This is a genomic window from Kitasatospora sp. NPDC093102, from assembly GCF_040683915.1.
In the GTDB taxonomy this organism is placed as follows: Bacteria; Actinomycetota; Actinomycetes; order Streptomycetales; family Streptomycetaceae; genus Kitasatospora.
In genome coordinates this window covers 72,287-88,406 of record NZ_JBFBFA010000023.1, presented here as the reverse complement: position 1 = coordinate 88,406, position 16,120 = coordinate 72,287, and the positions used below count along the sequence as shown (strand labels likewise).

The 16,120-nt window shown below is 72.2% G+C and carries 12 protein-coding genes, 1 tRNA gene and 1 riboswitch; of the genes, 4 read left to right on the top strand and 9 right to left on the bottom strand.

Annotated elements, in window-relative coordinates:
- Positions 1–25: 25 nt before the first annotated feature.
- The 4 genes from AB0O11_RS25640 to AB0O11_RS25625 all read right to left on the bottom strand — a co-directional run bounded on the left by AB0O11_RS25640 (position 26) and on the right by AB0O11_RS25625 (position 5,825).
- On the bottom strand, positions 26–1,801 hold the full coding sequence (locus AB0O11_RS25640; protein ID WP_363391398.1) for an ABC transporter ATP-binding protein: 1,776 nt from the start codon (positions 1,799–1,801) through the stop codon (positions 26–28).
- A gap of 14 nt (positions 1,802–1,815) precedes the next feature.
- Positions 1,816–2,808, bottom strand: coding sequence for an ABC transporter permease (locus tag AB0O11_RS25635; protein WP_363391395.1), 993 nt, complete (start codon positions 2,806–2,808; stop codon positions 1,816–1,818).
- 172 nt (positions 2,809–2,980) lie between these two features.
- Complete coding sequence (locus AB0O11_RS25630) at positions 2,981–4,738, bottom strand: ABC transporter substrate-binding protein (protein WP_363391392.1); 1,758 nt, start codon at positions 4,736–4,738, stop codon at positions 2,981–2,983.
- 109 nt (positions 4,739–4,847) lie between these two features.
- Positions 4,848–5,825, bottom strand: coding sequence for an ABC transporter permease (locus AB0O11_RS25625; RefSeq protein ID WP_363391389.1), 978 nt, complete (start codon positions 5,823–5,825; stop codon positions 4,848–4,850).
- A gap of 304 nt (positions 5,826–6,129) precedes the next feature.
- Positions 6,130–6,227, top strand: a riboswitch (ZMP/ZTP riboswitch).
- A 19-nt stretch (positions 6,228–6,246) separates the two neighbouring features.
- Here AB0O11_RS25625 and AB0O11_RS25620 point away from each other — a divergent pair.
- Positions 6,247–7,704: a glycine hydroxymethyltransferase gene (locus AB0O11_RS25620; protein WP_363391386.1), complete on the top strand. Its 1,458-nt coding sequence runs from the start codon at positions 6,247–6,249 to the stop codon at positions 7,702–7,704.
- 113 nt (positions 7,705–7,817) lie between these two features.
- On the opposite strand, the gene AB0O11_RS25615 is transcribed toward AB0O11_RS25620, so the two are convergent.
- The 4 genes from AB0O11_RS25615 to AB0O11_RS25600 form a co-directional block, all read right to left on the bottom strand.
- Positions 7,818–9,245, bottom strand: a complete 1,428-nt coding sequence (locus AB0O11_RS25615) for an aldehyde dehydrogenase family protein (RefSeq protein ID WP_363391384.1) — start codon at positions 9,243–9,245, stop codon at positions 7,818–7,820.
- Positions 9,246–9,356: 111 nt separating this feature from the next.
- Entirely contained in the window at positions 9,357–9,821 is a 465-nt protein-coding gene (locus tag AB0O11_RS25610) for a DUF6624 domain-containing protein (protein WP_363391478.1), read from the bottom strand.
- A 309-nt stretch (positions 9,822–10,130) separates the two neighbouring features.
- Positions 10,131–11,783, bottom strand: a complete 1,653-nt coding sequence (locus AB0O11_RS25605; protein WP_363391381.1) for an APC family permease — start codon at positions 11,781–11,783, stop codon at positions 10,131–10,133.
- 316 nt (positions 11,784–12,099) lie between these two features.
- A tRNA-Leu gene (locus AB0O11_RS25600) sits at positions 12,100–12,184 on the bottom strand.
- Between the two features lie 511 nt (positions 12,185–12,695).
- Here AB0O11_RS25600 and AB0O11_RS25595 point away from each other — a divergent pair.
- Positions 12,696–13,115, top strand: a complete 420-nt coding sequence (locus AB0O11_RS25595) for an ATP-binding protein (protein ID WP_224281127.1) — start codon at positions 12,696–12,698, stop codon at positions 13,113–13,115.
- A 9-nt stretch (positions 13,116–13,124) separates the two neighbouring features.
- Here the strand turns inward: AB0O11_RS25595 and idi are convergent, their stop codons facing one another.
- Positions 13,125–13,778: an isopentenyl-diphosphate Delta-isomerase gene (gene idi, locus AB0O11_RS25590; protein ID WP_363391378.1), complete on the bottom strand. Its 654-nt coding sequence runs from the start codon at positions 13,776–13,778 to the stop codon at positions 13,125–13,127.
- 532 nt (positions 13,779–14,310) lie between these two features.
- Here idi and AB0O11_RS25585 point away from each other — a divergent pair.
- On the top strand, positions 14,311–15,066 hold the full coding sequence (locus AB0O11_RS25585) for a phosphocholine cytidylyltransferase family protein (protein ID WP_363391375.1): 756 nt from the start codon (positions 14,311–14,313) through the stop codon (positions 15,064–15,066).
- Positions 15,054–16,115: an iron-containing alcohol dehydrogenase family protein gene (locus AB0O11_RS25580; RefSeq protein ID WP_363391372.1), complete on the top strand. Its 1,062-nt coding sequence runs from the start codon at positions 15,054–15,056 to the stop codon at positions 16,113–16,115. The genes AB0O11_RS25585 and AB0O11_RS25580 overlap by 13 nt, the downstream gene beginning before the upstream one ends.
- The last annotated feature ends 5 nt before the right edge of the window (positions 16,116–16,120 follow it).

The following is a 16,120-nucleotide window of genomic DNA, read 5'->3' as shown; positions in this document are numbered from 1 at the left end:
TCGTGTCCGACGGGCCTCGATCATCTCAGTGAACCGCCGCCAGCAGCTCCCTCGTGTACTCGGTGTGCGGAGCCGCGAACAGCTGGTCCCGGTCGGTGGACTCGACCAGCCGGCCCCGGTGCATCACCGCCACCCGGTCGCAGAAGTGCCGCACCACGGCGAGGTCGTGGGAGACGAACAGGAAGGCGACGCCGAGCCGTTCGCGCAGCTGCATCAGCAGGTTGAGCACCTGGGCCTGCACCGACACGTCGAGCGCGGAGACCGGCTCGTCGGCGATGATCAGGCGCGGCTGCGGGGCCAGCGCCCGGGCGATGCCGATCCGCTGGCGCTGGCCGCCGGAGAACTCGTGCGGGTAGCGGTCCAGATGCCCGGCCTCCAGCCCCACCTGCTCCAGCAGCTCCACCGAGCGCTCCCGACGTTCGGCCGGGCCCAGCGAGGTGTGCAGGCGCAACGGGGTGTCCAAGGTCTGGGCGACGGTCCGGCGCGGGTTGAGCGAGGCGTACGGGTCCTGGAAGACCAGCTGGATCTCCCGGCTGAGCCGCTTCCGCAGCTCCCGGCCCGGCCGGGTGACGTCCTGCCCGTCGTACAGCACCCTTCCGCCGGTGGGCCGTTGCAGGCCGGCCAGGACCCGCGAGGTGGTGGACTTGCCGGAGCCGGACTCGCCGACCAGTCCGAGCGTCTCGCCGGGCGCGATCCGCAGACCGACGCCCTCGACCGCCCGGACCGGTGCGGCCCGCAGGCCGGGGAAGCGCCGGCGCCCGGGGAAGTGCACGGACAGGTCGTCCACCTCGACCAGCCACCGCCCGGGACGCTCGACGGTCCGCGGCCGGAACGTCCGCGACGGCGCCGGCTCGTCGACCGTCGGCAGGGCGGTGCCCGGCACCGAGTCCAGCCGGAGCGCAGCGCCCACCAGCGCCCGGGTGTACGGCTCGCGCGGGGTGGCCAGCAGCTCGGCCGTCGGTGCGGACTCGATCCCGACCCCGCCGCGGAGCACCAGCGTGTGGTCCGTCGTCCCGGCGACCACGCCCAGGTCGTGGCTGACCAGCAGCACAGCTGTCCCGTGCTCGCGCTGCAACTCGCCGAGCAGGTCGAGGACCTGCCGCTGGACACGGGCGTCCAGGGCGGTGGTCGGCTCGTCCGCGATGAGCAGTCGCGGGTCGTTCATCAGCGCCATCGCGATCATCACGCGCTGGCGCATGCCGCCGGAGAACTGGTGCGGGTAGTCGCGCGTCCGGGCCACCGGGATGCCGACCCGGTCGAGCATCTCGGCCGCCCGCCGGCCCGCCTCGGCCCGGCCCGCACCCGGGTGGTGCAGCCGGTACATCTCGGCGAGCTGGGCGCCCACACCGTGGAAGGGGCTGAGCGAGGTGAGCGCGTCCTGGAAGACCAGCGCGGCCCTTCCGCCCCGCACCCCGCGCAGCACGGACTCCTCGGCGCCGACCAGCTCCTGCCCGCCCAGCCGGATCGAGCCGGTGACGGCGGTGGTGCGCGGGTCGTGCAGGCCGAGGACGGCGAGCCCGACGGTCGACTTGCCGGAGCCCGACTCGCCGACCAGGCCGAGGACTTCACCGCGCGCGAGGTCGAAGGAGAGGCCCCGGACGGCGGTCACCGGTGCGCCACCGCGCGGGTCGGCGAAGGTGACGGTCAGGTCGCGGACGCTCAGCACCGGCTCAGCGGTCGTCGCGTCAGTGCTCTTCGCATCAGTGCTCTTCGCGTCAGCGCTCCTTGCGTCGGTGCTCTTCGCGTCAGCGCTCCTCGCATCGGTGCTCTTCGCGCCGGTCCCCGGAACAGTGGATTTCATCGAAGGGCTCCCCATCAGCTCAGCCGGACACGCGGGTCGAGCCAGGCGACCGCGAGGTCGGCCAGCGCGACGAACAGCACCATGAAGCAGGCGGCCAGCAGCACCGCGCCGACCACGGCGGGCAGGTCCTGCCCGGCGACGGCCTCCGAGGCGAACCGCCCGACCCCGTTCAGCCCGAACACCGTCTCGGTGATCACGGCCCCGCCGAGCAGCACCCCGGCCTCCAGCCCGATCAGCTGCACCAGCGGCCCGGCGGCGCCGCGCGAGGTGTACTTGAGGTGGGCGCGCAGCCGTCCCAGGCCCTTGCCGCGGGCCGTGCGGACGTATTCCTCGTTCATCGTCTCCAGGAGCTGCGAGCGCGAAAGCCGGGCGAAAACGGCCGAGTTGACGAAGCCGAGGACGAGCCAGGGGAGCAGCATCCCGCCCGTCCAGGCGGCCAGGTCCTCGGCCGGCGGGGTGTAGGCGGGCAGTGGCAGCAGCCCGGTGGAGTACACCAGCAGCCACTGCGCGACGTACCCGAGGAAGTAGATCTGCACGCTGGCGCCGACCAGGGTGAAGCCGGACAGCAGCCGGTCGGTCCGCCGCCCGTGCCGCAGCGCGGAGACGAACCCGGTGCCGAGGCCGAACAGCAGCAGGACGGCGAGCGCCCCGGCGGTCAGCGAGAGGGTGACCGGCAGGTGGTCGGCCAGCGCCTCGCTGACCGGCTGGTGCAGCCGGTAGGAGTAGCCGAGGCAGGGGGCGTCGCAGCGGATGGTCGAGCCGTCCACGTCGCCGATGTCCCGCCCGGCGACGACCCCGACCAGGTAGTCGGTGTACTGGGTGAGCAGCGGCTGGTCCAGGCCCATGCTCTGGCGCACCGCCGCGACCTGCCCGCTGTCGCAGCGCGGGCCGCAGGCGGCGCGGGCCGGGTCGGCGGGCGCGGCGTAGAAGAGGGCGAAGGCGGCGGCGGAGACCGCGACCAGGACCGCGAGGGCCTGGGCGGTCCGCCGCAGGACGAAGGAGAGCATGGCCGATCCGGGGTCGACGTGACGGGGGAGGCAGGACGGAACTGCGGGACGCAGGTCCGGTACGGAAAGCGAGCAGTACGGAGAGCGAGCAGTGCGCGAAGCGATCAGGACGGCGACACCAGGGGCCCGCTCCCGCCACCCGCGAACAGGCGGCGGGAGCGGGCCCCGGCGCTCAGGACTTCAGGTACAGCCAGGCCAGCGAGACGGTCCCGTAGATCGGGTGGACGAACGCCCCGCCGACGTTGCTGCCGCGCAGCTGGTTGACCGTCGGGTAGGCGAACGGCAGCACCGGCACGTCCTTCATCACGGTCTGCTCCAGCGCGTACAGCTCCTTGGCCTTGGCGCGCGGCTCGCCGATCCGGTTGATCCGGTCGATCTCCTTGTCGACCTCCGGGTTGCGGTAGCGCGCGGAGTTGAGGTCGCTGCCGGCCCGGCCGTCGAAGGAGAACGGGATCAGGGTGGACGGGGTCGGCCAGTCGACCGAGCTGGTCTCCTCGAACAGGTCGTACGGGGAGTCGGCGCGGTGCACCTCGTCCAGGAAGGCCTTGGGGTCGACCGGCTTGGGCACGACGGTGATCCCGGCCTTGCCGAAGCCCTCGACCAGCACCTGCGCCACGCGCTGGCCCGTCGGGGTGTTCCGGTACGCGTAGGTCAGGCTCCCGGGCGCCTGCCCGGCCTTGGCGAGCGCGGCCTTGGCGGCCTCCGGGTCGCCCTCGGGCCTGGCCGGGTAGAGGTCGTACTTCTGCCAGTCGATCAGCGCGGGCGAGCTGAGCGTGGTGGCCAGTTCGCCGGTCCGGGCGCCGCCCTGGACCTGGCGGGCCTGCTGGCGCGGGTAGGCCAGGTGCAGCGCCTTGCGGACCTCGATGTCCGGCACCCGCTCGTTGTTGACCACCAGCTGGGTGACGAAGGCGCCCTGCCGGCCGGAGACCACCAGCTCCTTGGCCTTCGGGTCGGTGTCGGTGGTCTGGTACAGCTCGGCGGAGAGGGTGTCGGACGCGGTGGTGGCGTTGGCGCCGCCGTCCCGCCCGGAGAGGATCTCCTGGTTGAGGTTGAGCGCCTCCTTGCCGTACGTGAAGACGAACTTCTCCGGGTACTGGCTGCGGATCGGGTCGGTCTCGGGCTTCCACGCCGGGTTGCGCTCCAGCACCATGCGGGTGTTCTGGACGTGCTCGACGATCCGGTACGGCCCGGTCGCGAACGGCAGGCGGTCGTAGTCCGTGCCGGTGTCCTTGTCCCGGCGCACCGGCGAGGAGGAGGACTGCGCGGCCATGTACGGGACGTCGGCCTGCGGCTGCGGGAAGTGGAAGACGACGGTGCGCTCGTCCGGCGTCTCGATCGCGTCCAGGTCGCCGGCCTGCGGGCCCGCGTACTTGGCGCGCGCCGCCTCGTAACCGGCCTCGCCGGTGAGCCACTGCGGCCAGTACGGCGGGCCGACCTCGTAGCCCTTGCCGAAGGTGCGCTCGATGCCGTACTTGACGTCCTGGGCGGTGATCGGCTGACCGTCCTCCCAGGCGACGCCCTGCTTGAGCTTGTACGTCCAGGTGCGGCCGCCGTCGGTCGGGGTGCCGGTGTCGGTGGCCAGGTCGCCGACCAGCTTGGCCTTGCCGTCCACGACCTGGTACTGGGTCAGCTGGCGGCCCCAGAGCAGGGAGGCGTTGTAGGTGGCGCCCGCGTAGACCTTCTGCGGGTCGAGGTGGCGGAACTCGACGCTGTTGTACACGTTCACCGTGCCGCCCGCACGGGCGCCCGGGACGGCCGGGGCCGGGCCGGCGCTCTCCTGCTCGCTGCCGAGCACGGCGGTCAGCGGGGAGGTCTCCTTGGCGGAGGCCCCGGCTCCGCCGGAGCCGGTGGTGCTGCCCGCGCCGGCCGAGCAGGAGGTCGCCAGCAGGGCGGTGGCGATGACGGCGAGGGACGGTCTGGTCCAGCGCATGGCGAATCTCTCCTTGCCCCGGCGGATCGTGCCGGGACGGGCTTGGGTCGATGGATGGGAGGTGGACGGGAGGTGGATGGGAGTGGATGGGAAGGGAGCGTGAAGGGCCTCAGCGGGCGCCGGTGCGCGGGTCCAGCGCGTCCCGGACGGCGTCGCCGAGCAGGTTGAAGGCGATGACGAACAGCAGTAGCGCCGCGCCGGGGAACACCATGTAGGTGGGGTCGGCCTGGAAGACCTCGGAGCCGCGCGCGATCATGCGACCCCAGTCCGGGACCGGCTCGGTGACGCCGACGCCGAGGAAGGACAGCGCGGCCTCGGAGGCGACGAAGGTCGGCACCGCCATGGTGGCGTGCACCAGAAGCTGCGAGCGCACATTCGGCAGAAGTTCGTGGACGACGACGTGGAACCGGCTCGCACCCTGGGCTCGCGCGGACTGCACGAAATCCCTTTCCCGGAGCGAGCGGACGGTGGCCCGCAGGGAAAGCGCGAGCGGAATCCAGCCGAACGCCGAGAAAACCAGGACCAGCACCAGGAACTGCATCCAATCCGGTTCCGCGGAGCCCGGGTCGACCAGCCGGGACTGGATCACCGGACTGAGCGCGAGCAGCAGGAGCAGCGTGGGAAAGGCCAGCAGCACATTCGCGAGGAATCCGAACAGCCGGTCCGTGATCCCGCCGAGGTAGCCGACCGCGACGCCGGCCAGCACGCCCAGCGTGGTGGTCACCGCGGCGGCCGCGAAGGCGATCAGCAGCGAGGTGCGGATGCCGTACAGCAGCTGGGTGAACACGTCCCGGCCGAGGCCGGGCTCCAGGCCGAACCAGAAGTCGCCGGAGATCCCGCCGTTCGGCAGCATCGGCAGGCCGCCGTCGCTGAGCAGGCCGGGGAGGTTCTGGCCGTAGTGGTCGACCGGGTTCTTGCCGTACAGTGCGGCGACCAGCGGCGCGCCGAGGGCGAGCAGCAGGAACAGCACCACCACCGCCAGGGCGGCGGCGCCGACCCGGTCCCGCAGGATCCGGCGGAGCAGGCCGGGGTCGGCGGCGGGCACGGGCCCGGCCCCGGTCACCGGGACGGTGTCGACCACTGCCATGAGGCGTAACCCCCGAATTCTCCGCCGCCCCATGGGTGAGGGTGCGCTGGTGTGTATTTCCGGTATGGCCTCCGAGGGTTTCCCGATGGCCGTTCGAGTGCTATTTGATCGGATGCGTCCGAGGTTTCGCAAATCATCTTCGGCTGACGTCCGGGTAATTCCTGTCGAACTGTTTCGGGAAATGTGGCGGCTTCATTTCGGTGAAACGCCGGCGTTGCAAAAGAATGGACATATCGCGACAGAACGGACTGCCCGTTCCGCATTCTGAGACCTCCGCCACAGTCCCTCCGGTGTTGGTACGATCCCGGTGGGCCGCAACTGGCGCGCAGGGATGGAATCAACCATCGGGAAGCGGCCCCGTGAATCCTCACGTGCACGTTGCCGAGCGCCTGGGCCCCCGCATCCCCACCAGGAGACCGCCATGGCCCAGCAACCCCACACCGCCGCCTCCGCCGCGGCCGACACCGCCTTCCGCAGCGCCCTCGACGTGGTCGCCGGCGTCGAACCGAGGATCGCCGCGGCCATCGGCCAGGAGCTCGCCGATCAGCGCGCCTCGCTCAAGCTGATCGCCAGCGAGAACTACGCCTCCCCGGCCGTCCTGCTCACCATGGGCAACTGGCTCAGCGACAAGTACGCCGAGGGCACCGTCGGCCGCCGCTTCTACGCGGGCTGCCGCAACGTCGACACCGTCGAGAGCATCGCCGCCGAGCACGCCCGCGAGCTGTTCGGCGCCGACCACGCCTACGTCCAGCCGCACTCCGGCATCGACGCCAACCTCACCGCCTTCTGGGCCGTCCTCTCCCAGCGGGTCGAGAGCCCGGCCCTGGAGCGCGCCGCGGTGCGCAACGTCAACGACCTCACCGAGGAGGACTGGGCGCAGCTGCGCCAGGAGCTCGGCAACCAGCGGATGCTCGGCATGTCCCTGGACACCGGCGGCCACCTCACCCACGGCTTCCGGCCGAACATCTCGGGCAAGATGTTCGAGCAGCGCAGCTACGGCACCGACCCGGCCACCGGGCTGATCGACTACGACGCGCTGCGCGAGACCGCCCGCGAGTTCCGCCCGCTGATCATCGTGGCCGGCTACTCCGCCTACCCGCGCCTGGTGGACTTCCGCAGGATGCGCGAGATCGCGGACGAGGTCGGTGCGACCCTCATGGTCGACATGGCGCACTTCGCAGGCCTGGTCGCGGGCAAGGTGCTGACCGGCGACCACGACCCGGTCCCGCACGCCCACATCGTCACCACCACCACCCACAAGTCCCTGCGCGGCCCGCGCGGCGGCATGGTGCTGTGCCGGTCCGAACTGGCCGAGCACGTCGACCGAGGCTGCCCGCTGGTGCTCGGCGGCCCGCTCTCGCACGTCATGGCCGCCAAGGCGGTCGCCCTCGCCGAGGCCCGCCGCCCCGAGTTCCGGGCCTACGCCCACGCCGTCGTCGCCAACGCCCGGGCGCTCGCCGAGGGCCTGCTGCGCCGCGGCGGCACGCTGGTCACCGGCGGCACCGACAACCACCTGGTCCTCGCCGACGTCTCCGGCTACGGCCTGACCGGCCGCCAGGCCGAGGCGGCCCTGCTCGACTCGGGCATCGTCACCAACCGCAACTCCGTCCCGCAGGACCCGAACGGCGCCTGGTACACCTCGGGCATCCGCCTCGGTACCCCGGCCCTCACCACCCGCGGCCTCGGCACCGCCGAGATGGACGAGATCGCCGACCTGATCCACACCGTCCTGGGCGCCACCACCCCCACCACCGCTGCCGGCGGCTCCCCGTCCAAGGCCGCTTACACCCTGGACGCCGCCCTCCGCGACGCCACCGCCAAGCGCGCCGCCGACCTGCTCGCCCCGTACCCGCTCTACCCGGGCGTCGACCCGGTCTGACGGCGGGTCGGAAGCGGCCCAGGCCATGCCCCGGGCGGCGCGAAGAGCCGCCCGGGGCCGTCGAACCTCCGCTCGACGGCCCCGGTCCCGGGGCCGTCCGCGGCCCGGCCCCGCTAGTACTGCAGCGACTTGTACTGGAGGAACTCCTCCAGCCCGTGCCGGCCCAGCTCCCGGCCGAGGCCCGAGCTCTTGTAGCCGCCGAAGGGCGCGAGCGGGTTGAAGCGGCCGCCGTTGAGGTCCACCTGGCCGGTGTCGAGGCGGCGGGCGAAGGCGGCGGCGGTGTCGGTGTCGCGGGCCCAGACGCCGCCGGCCAGACCGTACGGGGTGCCGTTGGCGAGTTCGGCGGCGTGGTCCTCGTCGCGGTAGCGGAGGATCGCCAGGACCGGGCCGAAGACCTCCTCCTGGGCCACCGTCATCTCCGGGGTCACGTCGGCGAGCACGGTCGGGCGGACGTAGTAGCCGGTGGGCAGCCCGGCGACCGGCTCCGAGCCGCCGACGACCAGCCGGGCGCCCTCGGCCAGCGCGCCGTCGATGTAGCCGCGCACCCTGGCCAGCTGCGCGGCACTGACCAGCGGGCCGATCCGGGTCTGCGGGTCGGTCGGGTCGCCCGGCCGGTACTGGGCGGCGACCTCCTCGGCCCGGGCGACCGCCTCCTCGTACTGGTCCTCGTGCACCAGCAGCCGGGTCAGCGCGCTGCAGGTCTGGCCCGAGTTGGCGAAGACGTTGGCGACGTTCACCTTGACCGCGCGGGCCAGGTCGGCGCCCGGCAGCACCACGTTGGCCGACTTGCCGCCCAGCTCCAGGGAGACCCGCTTCAGCCCCCGGCCGGCCGTCTCGGCGATCTGCCGGCCGACGGCGGTGGAACCGGTGAACGAGACCGCGTCCACCTCCCGGTGCCCGACGAGCGCCGCGCCCGCCACCGCACCGGTGCCGGTCACCAGGTTGAAGGCGCCCGCCGGGAACCCGGCCTCGTGCACCAGCCGGGCGAACAGCCGGGCCACCAGCGGGGTGTCCTCGGCCGGCTTGAGGACCACCGGGCAGCCGGCCGCCAGCGCCGGGACGGCCTTGGCCACGATCTGGTGCAGCGGGTAGTTCCACGGCGTGATCGCCGCGACCACTCCGGCCGGCTCGGCGTGCACCACCGAGTTGCCGATCCGCTCCTCGAAGGGGTGGTCGGCGAGCAGGGTCAGGTAGGAGGTCGCCACGGCGAGCGGCAGCCCGGCGTGCACGGCCCCGGCGAAGCCGACCGGGGAGCCCAGCTCGGCGACGACCGTCTCGGTGATCTCGTTCTGCGCGGCGGCGATCCCGTCCCGCAGCCGGGTCAGCAGCGCCAGCCGCTCCTCGCGGGTGGTCCTGCCCCAGCCGCGGGCCGCCCGGCGGGCCGCCGTCACCGCCGCGTCGACGTCGGTCGCGCCGCCGGCCGGCACCGTGGCCAGCACCTGCTCGGTCGCCGGGTTCAGCACGGTGATCGACCCGGCGTCCCCGGAGGGCCGCCACTCGCCGTCGATGTACTGGTCGCTGTACTCCGCGTACTGCCGCACCGATCGTCCTCTCATCCGCCCAGGCCTTGACCAGCAGCGCTGGTCGAAGGTCAGTCAATGCGGCGCGGGAGGCCGCGCGCAAGAGTCAATCCGGACCGGCGGACCTGGCGGTTACTTCGGAGCGAACCGTGCGGTGTACTCGTCGAACGGCTCGATGCCGACCTCCGCACGCCGCTCGTCCAGCCGCTCCGGCTCCTCGCACGGCCACGGCACCGGGCGGCCGTCCGCCACCGCGCCGATCTGCGTCCCGTAGCGCTGCTCCCGGCCCTCGTTGACCGCCAGCCGGTCCTGGAGGAAGGCCAGGTCACGGGCGCTCGCCTCGCCCCGCGCGACGGCCTCGCCCATCAGTGCCACCGCCCGCCGCTGGACATCGAGCTGCCGGTCCGCGTGCTGCGCCACCAGCCAGGCCGCCCGGGCGGCCTCGGGGCCGACGGTGCGCTCGGTCGGCCAGCCGTGCGCCGCCATGATCTCCGCGAGCCGGTCCCCGTGCCGGGCGGTGAGCCGCCGCCAGGCCGCCTGCTCGGTCAGGTCGGGGCTGTTCGCCAGCCGGGCGGCCGCGCCGTCCTCGGCCATCATCCCGGTCAGTTCCCCGGCCGGCCCTGCGGCCGGTGCCGATCCGAGTCCGCCGTCCTGCCGCCGTGCTTCCGTCATGCCGATCCGCTCCTCGTGCCCGGGTCCTCCTGCCGAGGACCGCCCGCCACCACGCTAGGCGCGGAAAACGCGACGAAGATCATCCCCGAAGGCGGTGACCCGGGGGTGCCCGCCACGGCAGAATGGATGCACACCGGGAGCGGAGCGCATCGCGCACGCTCCCCACGGACGCCGATGGGCCGGTCGGAGGATTCCGACCGGCCCATCACCGTGTGCTCACGAGCCCCGCTCGTCCTAGCCTCGGACCCGCGAGCGCTCCGTGGCGTCGGCCGGTGCGGCGCCCTCGGCCTCCGCCATCTCCTGGCGGACCGCGGCCAGCGAGGGGTTGGCCCAGGCGCTGGCGACGCCCCAGCGGTAGAACGCCAGCCCGATCGCGGCGACGATCAGCAGGTCCCAGCCCTCAGGCAGGTAGCCGTGCCCGCCGAAGTCGGCGCTGCCCGCCCAGGAGACGCCGGCCATCACGAACAGGTACGCGATCATCCAGGCACCCGCCTTCAGGTGCGGCTTCAGCTCGGCGAACGGCTTGCGCAGCTCGTACCAGGCCCAGATCGGCAGACCGACGGCCATCAGCAGGATGACCTTGCCGGTGAGCGGCCAGCGGGCCCAGTAGAGCACCAGCGAGCCGAACACCATCGCGACCGGGGCGATCACCGGCATGGCACGCAGCCGGACCGGCCGGGGCAGGTCCGGGGCCAGACGGCGCAGCGCCATCACGGCGACCGGGCCGGTGATGTACGAGATCACGGTGGCCACCGAGACGATCTCGGCCAGCGAGCCCCAGCCGCGGAAGACGGCGAGGAACAGGAAGGCGACCACCAGGTTGAGCAGCAGCGCCGGGCGCGGGATGCCGGTCTTGGCGTCGACCTTGCCGAAGACCTTCGGCAGGTGGCCGTTCTCCTGCACGCCGTGGATCATGCGCGAGGTGGTGGCGGCGTAGATCATGCCGGTGCCGGACGGCGAGATGAAGGCGTCCGCGTAGAGCAGGATCGCCAGCCAGTTGAGGCCCCAGGCGATGGCCAGGTCGGCCAGCGGCGAGGTGTAGGAGAGGTTGCTCCAGCCCTGGGCGAGGTCGCCGCCCGGGATGGCACCGAGGAAGGCGATCTGGAGTGCGACATAGATCACCAGGGCGATCAGGATCGAGCCGATGACGGCCTTCGGCAGCGACTTGCCGGGGTTGCGGGCCTCGCCGGCCAGGTTGAGCGGGGACTGGAAGCCGTTGAAGGCCCAGACGATGCCGGAGACCGCGACGGCGGTGAACACCGAGCTCCAGCCGTTCGGCGCGAAGCCGCCGTGGTCGGTGAAGTGCGCCGAGTCGAAGTGCGCGAAGAGCAGCGCACCGGCGGTCACCGTCGGGACGACGACCTTGAAGACGGTGATCGCGGTGTTGGTCTTGGCGAACAGCGTGATCGCGAACCAGTTGAGGACGAAGTAGACGACCAGCAGCACGCTGGCGAGCGCCACGCCGCTGAGGGTCAGCTCCTTGCCGTTGTACAACCCCTGTGCCCAGCCGAAGTGCCAGGAGCTCATGTACTGCACGGAGGCGGTGGCCTCACCCGGGATGACCGAGACGATGGCGATCCAGTTGGCCCAGGCGGCCAGGTAGCCGGCCAGTGAGCCGTGCGAGTACTGGCCGTACCGGACCATGCCGCCGGCCTTGGGGAACATCGAGCCCAGCTCGCTGTAGGTGAGTGCGATGGTCAGCGCCACCGCGGCACCGATCACCCAGGCGAGGATCGAGGCGGGGCCGGCGAGCTTGGCGGCCCGCTCGGCACCGAACAACCACCCGGAGCCGATGATCGACCCCAGTCCGACCGCGGTCAGGCTGATGGTGCCGAGCGATCGGCGGTAGTTCTGGTGTGATGCCGTCGACGGTTCGGGCTCACTCAACGTATCGGTCCTCTCGCTCGTGGTTCATCGGATGGTGTCGGCGTTTTTACGATTTTGAGTCGTTATTTCGGGCAAACGGAGAGCAGCCTATGGTCCCAAAACGGGCGAATACCTCAGAGGAAGCTCAAACCGTCCGATTGTTGCCATCTCGTGTCCGGCTTCCGGCTCGGTGCGAACCGGTGAGGAGACCGGCGCCACAGCGCCCGGAGGGGCGGTGGCCGGGATGGCGATCAGGGCCGGCCCGGGGAATGGGGGCGGCTCGGAAAAGCGAAATTCCCCGTGCGAGCCTCTCGGCTCCCACGGGGAATTTCGGCTGTGTCCGAGGGGGGACTTGAACCCCCACGCCCGATAAAGGGCACTAGCACCTCAAGCTAGCGCGTCTGCCATTCCGCCACCCGGACGGGGTGTGTGCTTCGGGGGTTTTTCTCGCCCCCTCGGCGACAGAGAGAACATTACCAGGCTTCTGGAGTGCTTCTCACCTGCGTTTCCTCGGGGCCGCGCCACCGGACATCCTGGTCGGGCCGCTCCGGGGCCCGGGGGGCCGCGGCATCCGGCCCCACCCCGCTCGCACCCGTCCGCACAGGTTGGTACGGCCTGTGAACACGCTCGAATCCGGCCCGAACCGGTGGTGTCCGCGAAGGAAGCGGTCGACTCCGGCACCGCCCGCGGTCGGTTGCGGCCGGAACCGGTCCGACACGGGCAACTTGTCGACGGTGCCACGGCCGCTGCGGCGGCTCTCCTAGCCTCTGTGGACCGAGGGCGCCATGAAGCGGATCGCCTGATTCCCGGGTCGCGGACGAAGGGCGGCTGGACGTGGAGCAGATCAGCGGAGCGGCGAAGGCCGAACCGAGACGCGGCAGGCGGAAGGAAGGGCCGGGCGGGGCCGCGGCCTCCGGGGGCCCCGCCGAGGGCGTGTGGCGCTTCCCCGTGCCCGCCGCCGAGGCCTCGGTACCGCTCACCCGGCACGCGGTGCGCGACCGCCTGCTGGCCCAGGGCATGACCGGGCTGCGCTACCAGGAGCTGGTGGACGACCTGCTGCTGATCGTCTCGGAGCTGGTGAGCAACGCGGTGACGCACGCCGCCGAGCTGTCGCCCGAGGTGGTCACCGAGCTGTCGGTGGGCCGGGCCTCGGTCCGGGTGGCGGTCGAGGACGGCGACCCGTACCGGCCGAAGGCGCTGGAGAACGACACCGGGCGCACCGGCGGGCGCGGCCTGCTGCTGGTGAAGAGCGTCACCCTGCAGGCCGGCGGGGTGTGCGACGTCGAACGCACGGGGGAGGGCGGCAAGGTCATCTGGGCCTCGCTGCCCGTCCCTCCGGAGCCCGGCCGCTGAACGGCGGGCCTACCAGTCCCGCCCGGCGATCTCCCGGATGCCCGGCAGCGCGGCCTCGAAGACCGTCTCGAACCAGACCGAGAACGGCCGCTCCGCCCGCAGCTCCCGCAGCTCCTGCGCGGTCACGAAGGCGAAGTCGTCCACCTCCTCCGGGTCCGGCTCGACCGGCGCGGTGACCAGTCCCACGAACAGGTGGTTCCACTCCCGCTCGATCAGCCCGGACGCCTCGTCCGGCAGGTCGTAACGGACGGTGCCCGCCTCGCACAGCAGAGCCGGTGCGACGCCCAGCTCCTCTGCGGTGCGCCGGGCGGCGGCGACGAACGGCGGCTCGTCCGGGTACGGGTGGCCGCAGCAGGTGTTCGACCAGACGCCGGGGGAGTGGTACTTGCCGAGGGCCCTGCGCTGGAGCAGCAGCCGGCCCTGGCGGTCGAACAGGAAGACCGAGAAGGCCCGGTGCAGTCGGCCCGGCTGCTGGTGGGCCCAGAGCTTCTCGCCGGTGCCGATCGTGACGCCCTCGTCGTCGACCAGTTCCAGCAGGATCTCGGCTCCGGCGGGCGCGGACCCGGTGGCCCGGGGATCGACCGTCACATCGGTCTCCACGTCGAGACCGGTGTCGATCTCGGCGGAGAAGTGCGTCGGGTCGGTCGGCAGACTCTGGGGCATGGGGCCTCTTTCGGGAGCGGGAGCAACGGGAGCATCGGCTGTCTCCGACACACCGGGCGGAGTGCGGCGGACACAGCGGGGCACCGGCGCCGACGTCGGGCTCCAGTCTGCCGTATGGGTGGCACTCGGCAGGGGTCCCACGCACAACCGGACGGATCATGACCCGGAGGAGTCGGAAACCGCCCGGAGAAGGGGCAGGGAAGCCCCCGCAAGGGTCACGGAATTCGCAGAACCGTTCGGTGCGCGTTCGGAGCTCGTTCGACCGACCGGGGGCGTCCTCCGGGCGGAGCCGGTGCGGACCCCGGGCCGTTCCGCCGCCGCCCCGACTGCCGCCCGCCCGTCGTCCCGGGCCTCCGGGTGCGTTCTGGCCGGTCGTCCCGGTCGCCTACCATCACATACGACACGGTGCCCGGATCTGTGCCGGACCGGCGCGCCGCCACCCGGCCCGGTCGAACACCGGTCCGAGTGAACGGTGGCGCCGTCGACCTCCGGCACGGCGCCCGCGCACAGCACGACGGATCAGGAGACCCGCATGATCGGCCTCGTTCTGGCAGCCGGCGCCGGCCGCCGGCTGCGCCCGTACACCGACACCCTGCCCAAGGCGCTGGTGCCGGTCGACGGGGAACGGACCGTCCTGGACCTCACGCTCGGCAACTTCGCCGAGGTCGGACTGCGCGAGGCCGCGATCGTCGTCGGCTACCGCAAGGAGGCGGTGTACGACCGCAAGGACGCCCTGGAGAGCAAGTACGGCGTCAAGCTCCACCTGGTCGAGAACGACAAGGCCGAGGAGTGGAACAACGCCTACTCGCTCTGGTGCGCCCGCGAGCTGTTCACCGAGGGCCTGCTGCTCGCCAACGGCGACACCGTCCACCCGGCCTCCGTCCAGCGCACCATGCTGGAGGGCAACCGGCGACTGACCGACGCGGGCACCGCCCCGGGCATCCTGCTCGCCCTCGACACGGTGAAGAAGCTCGCCGACGAGGAGATGAAGGTCGTCGTCGACCCGGCCGCCGGCATGCGCCGCATCACCAAGCTGATGGAGCCGGCCGAGGCGACCGGCGAGTACATCGGCGTCACCGTGATCAACCCGTCCGCCGCCGCCGACCTGACCGACGCGCTGCGCGCCACCTACGAGCGCGACCCGCAGCTGTACTACGAGGACGGCTACCAGGAGATGGTGAACCGCGGCCTGCGGATCGACGTGCAGCCGATCGGCGAGGTCTCCTGGGTCGAGGTCGACAACCACGACGACCTGGCGAAGGCGCGGGAGATCGCGTGCCAGTACTGACCCGGCTGGTCCCGTCACCGCTGTTCGTCGAGATCCGCCCGGGCGCGCTGGACGCGCTCGGCGGCATCCTCGCGGACCAGCGGCTGTCGGCCTCGGGCCGGATCGCGGTGGCGATCAGCAACGGCTCCGGCGCGGCCATGCGCCGCCGCCTGGAGCCCGCCCTGCCCGGCGCCGACTGGTACAACGTGGACGACGGCACCCTGGACAGTGCGGTCCGGCTGGCCGAGGAGATGCGCGGCGGGCACTACGACGCGATCGTCGGCCTCGGCGGCGGCAAGATCATCGACGCCGCCAAGTACGCCGCCGCCCGGGTCGGCCTGCCGCTGGTCGCGGTCGCCACCAACCTGGCCCACGACGGCATCTGCTCGCCGGTCTCCACCCTCGACAACGACGCGGGGCGGGGCTCCTACGGGGTGCCCAGCCCGATCGGCATCGTCGTCGACCTGGACGTGATCCGGCAGGCGCCGCCGCGCTTCGTGGCGGCCGGCATCGGGGACGTCGTCTCCAACATCTCCGCCTGCGCGGACTGGGAGCTGTCACACGCGGTGACCGGCGAGCCGGTGGACGGGCTGGCTGTGGCGATGGCCCGCTCGGCGGGCGAGAACCTGCTGCGGCACCCGGGAAGCACTCAGGACCAGGACCTCCTGACGGCGCTGGCCGAGGCCCTGGTACTGTCCGGCATCGCGATGAACATCGCGGGCAGCACCCGGCCCTCGTCGGGCGCCTGCCACGAGATCTCGCATGCCCTGGACGTGCTGTATCCCAAGCGGTCCGCCCAGCACGGCGAGCAGGTCGGCCTCGGCGCCGCCTTCGCCAGCTTCCTGCGGGGCGAGCATGAGCTGACCGGTCTGATCGTGGAGCGCCTGGCGAGCCACGGACTGCCGGTGACCGCCGCTCAGATCGGCTTCACCGAGGCGGAGTTCACCGAGGCGGTGCACTACGCTCCGAACACCCGCCCGGGGCGCTTCACCATCCTCGAACACCTCGACCTCTCCCCTTCCGCTATCAGGGACGCGTACGCCGACTATGTCCAAGCCGTCAACAGCTGACCCCT

Excerpts from the sequence above, each read along its gene's own strand:
- idi (WP_363391378.1), bottom strand. The coding sequence starts at position 13,778 with ATGCCCCAGAGTCTGCCGACCGACCCGACGCACTTCTCCGCCGAGATC.
- AB0O11_RS25640 (WP_363391398.1), bottom strand. The coding sequence starts at position 1,801 with ATGAAATCCACTGTTCCGGGGACCGGCGCGAAGAGCACCGATGCGAGG.
- AB0O11_RS25585 (WP_363391375.1), top strand. The coding sequence starts at position 14,311 with ATGATCGGCCTCGTTCTGGCAGCCGGCGCCGGCCGCCGGCTGCGCCCG.
- AB0O11_RS25635 (WP_363391395.1), bottom strand. The coding sequence starts at position 2,808 with ATGCTCTCCTTCGTCCTGCGGCGGACCGCCCAGGCCCTCGCGGTCCTG.
- AB0O11_RS25620 (WP_363391386.1), top strand. The coding sequence starts at position 6,247 with ATGGCCCAGCAACCCCACACCGCCGCCTCCGCCGCGGCCGACACCGCC.
- AB0O11_RS25630 (WP_363391392.1), bottom strand. The coding sequence starts at position 4,738 with ATGCGCTGGACCAGACCGTCCCTCGCCGTCATCGCCACCGCCCTGCTG.
- AB0O11_RS25625 (WP_363391389.1), bottom strand. The coding sequence starts at position 5,825 with ATGGCAGTGGTCGACACCGTCCCGGTGACCGGGGCCGGGCCCGTGCCC.
- AB0O11_RS25610 (WP_363391478.1), bottom strand. The coding sequence starts at position 9,821 with ATGATGGCCGAGGACGGCGCGGCCGCCCGGCTGGCGAACAGCCCCGAC.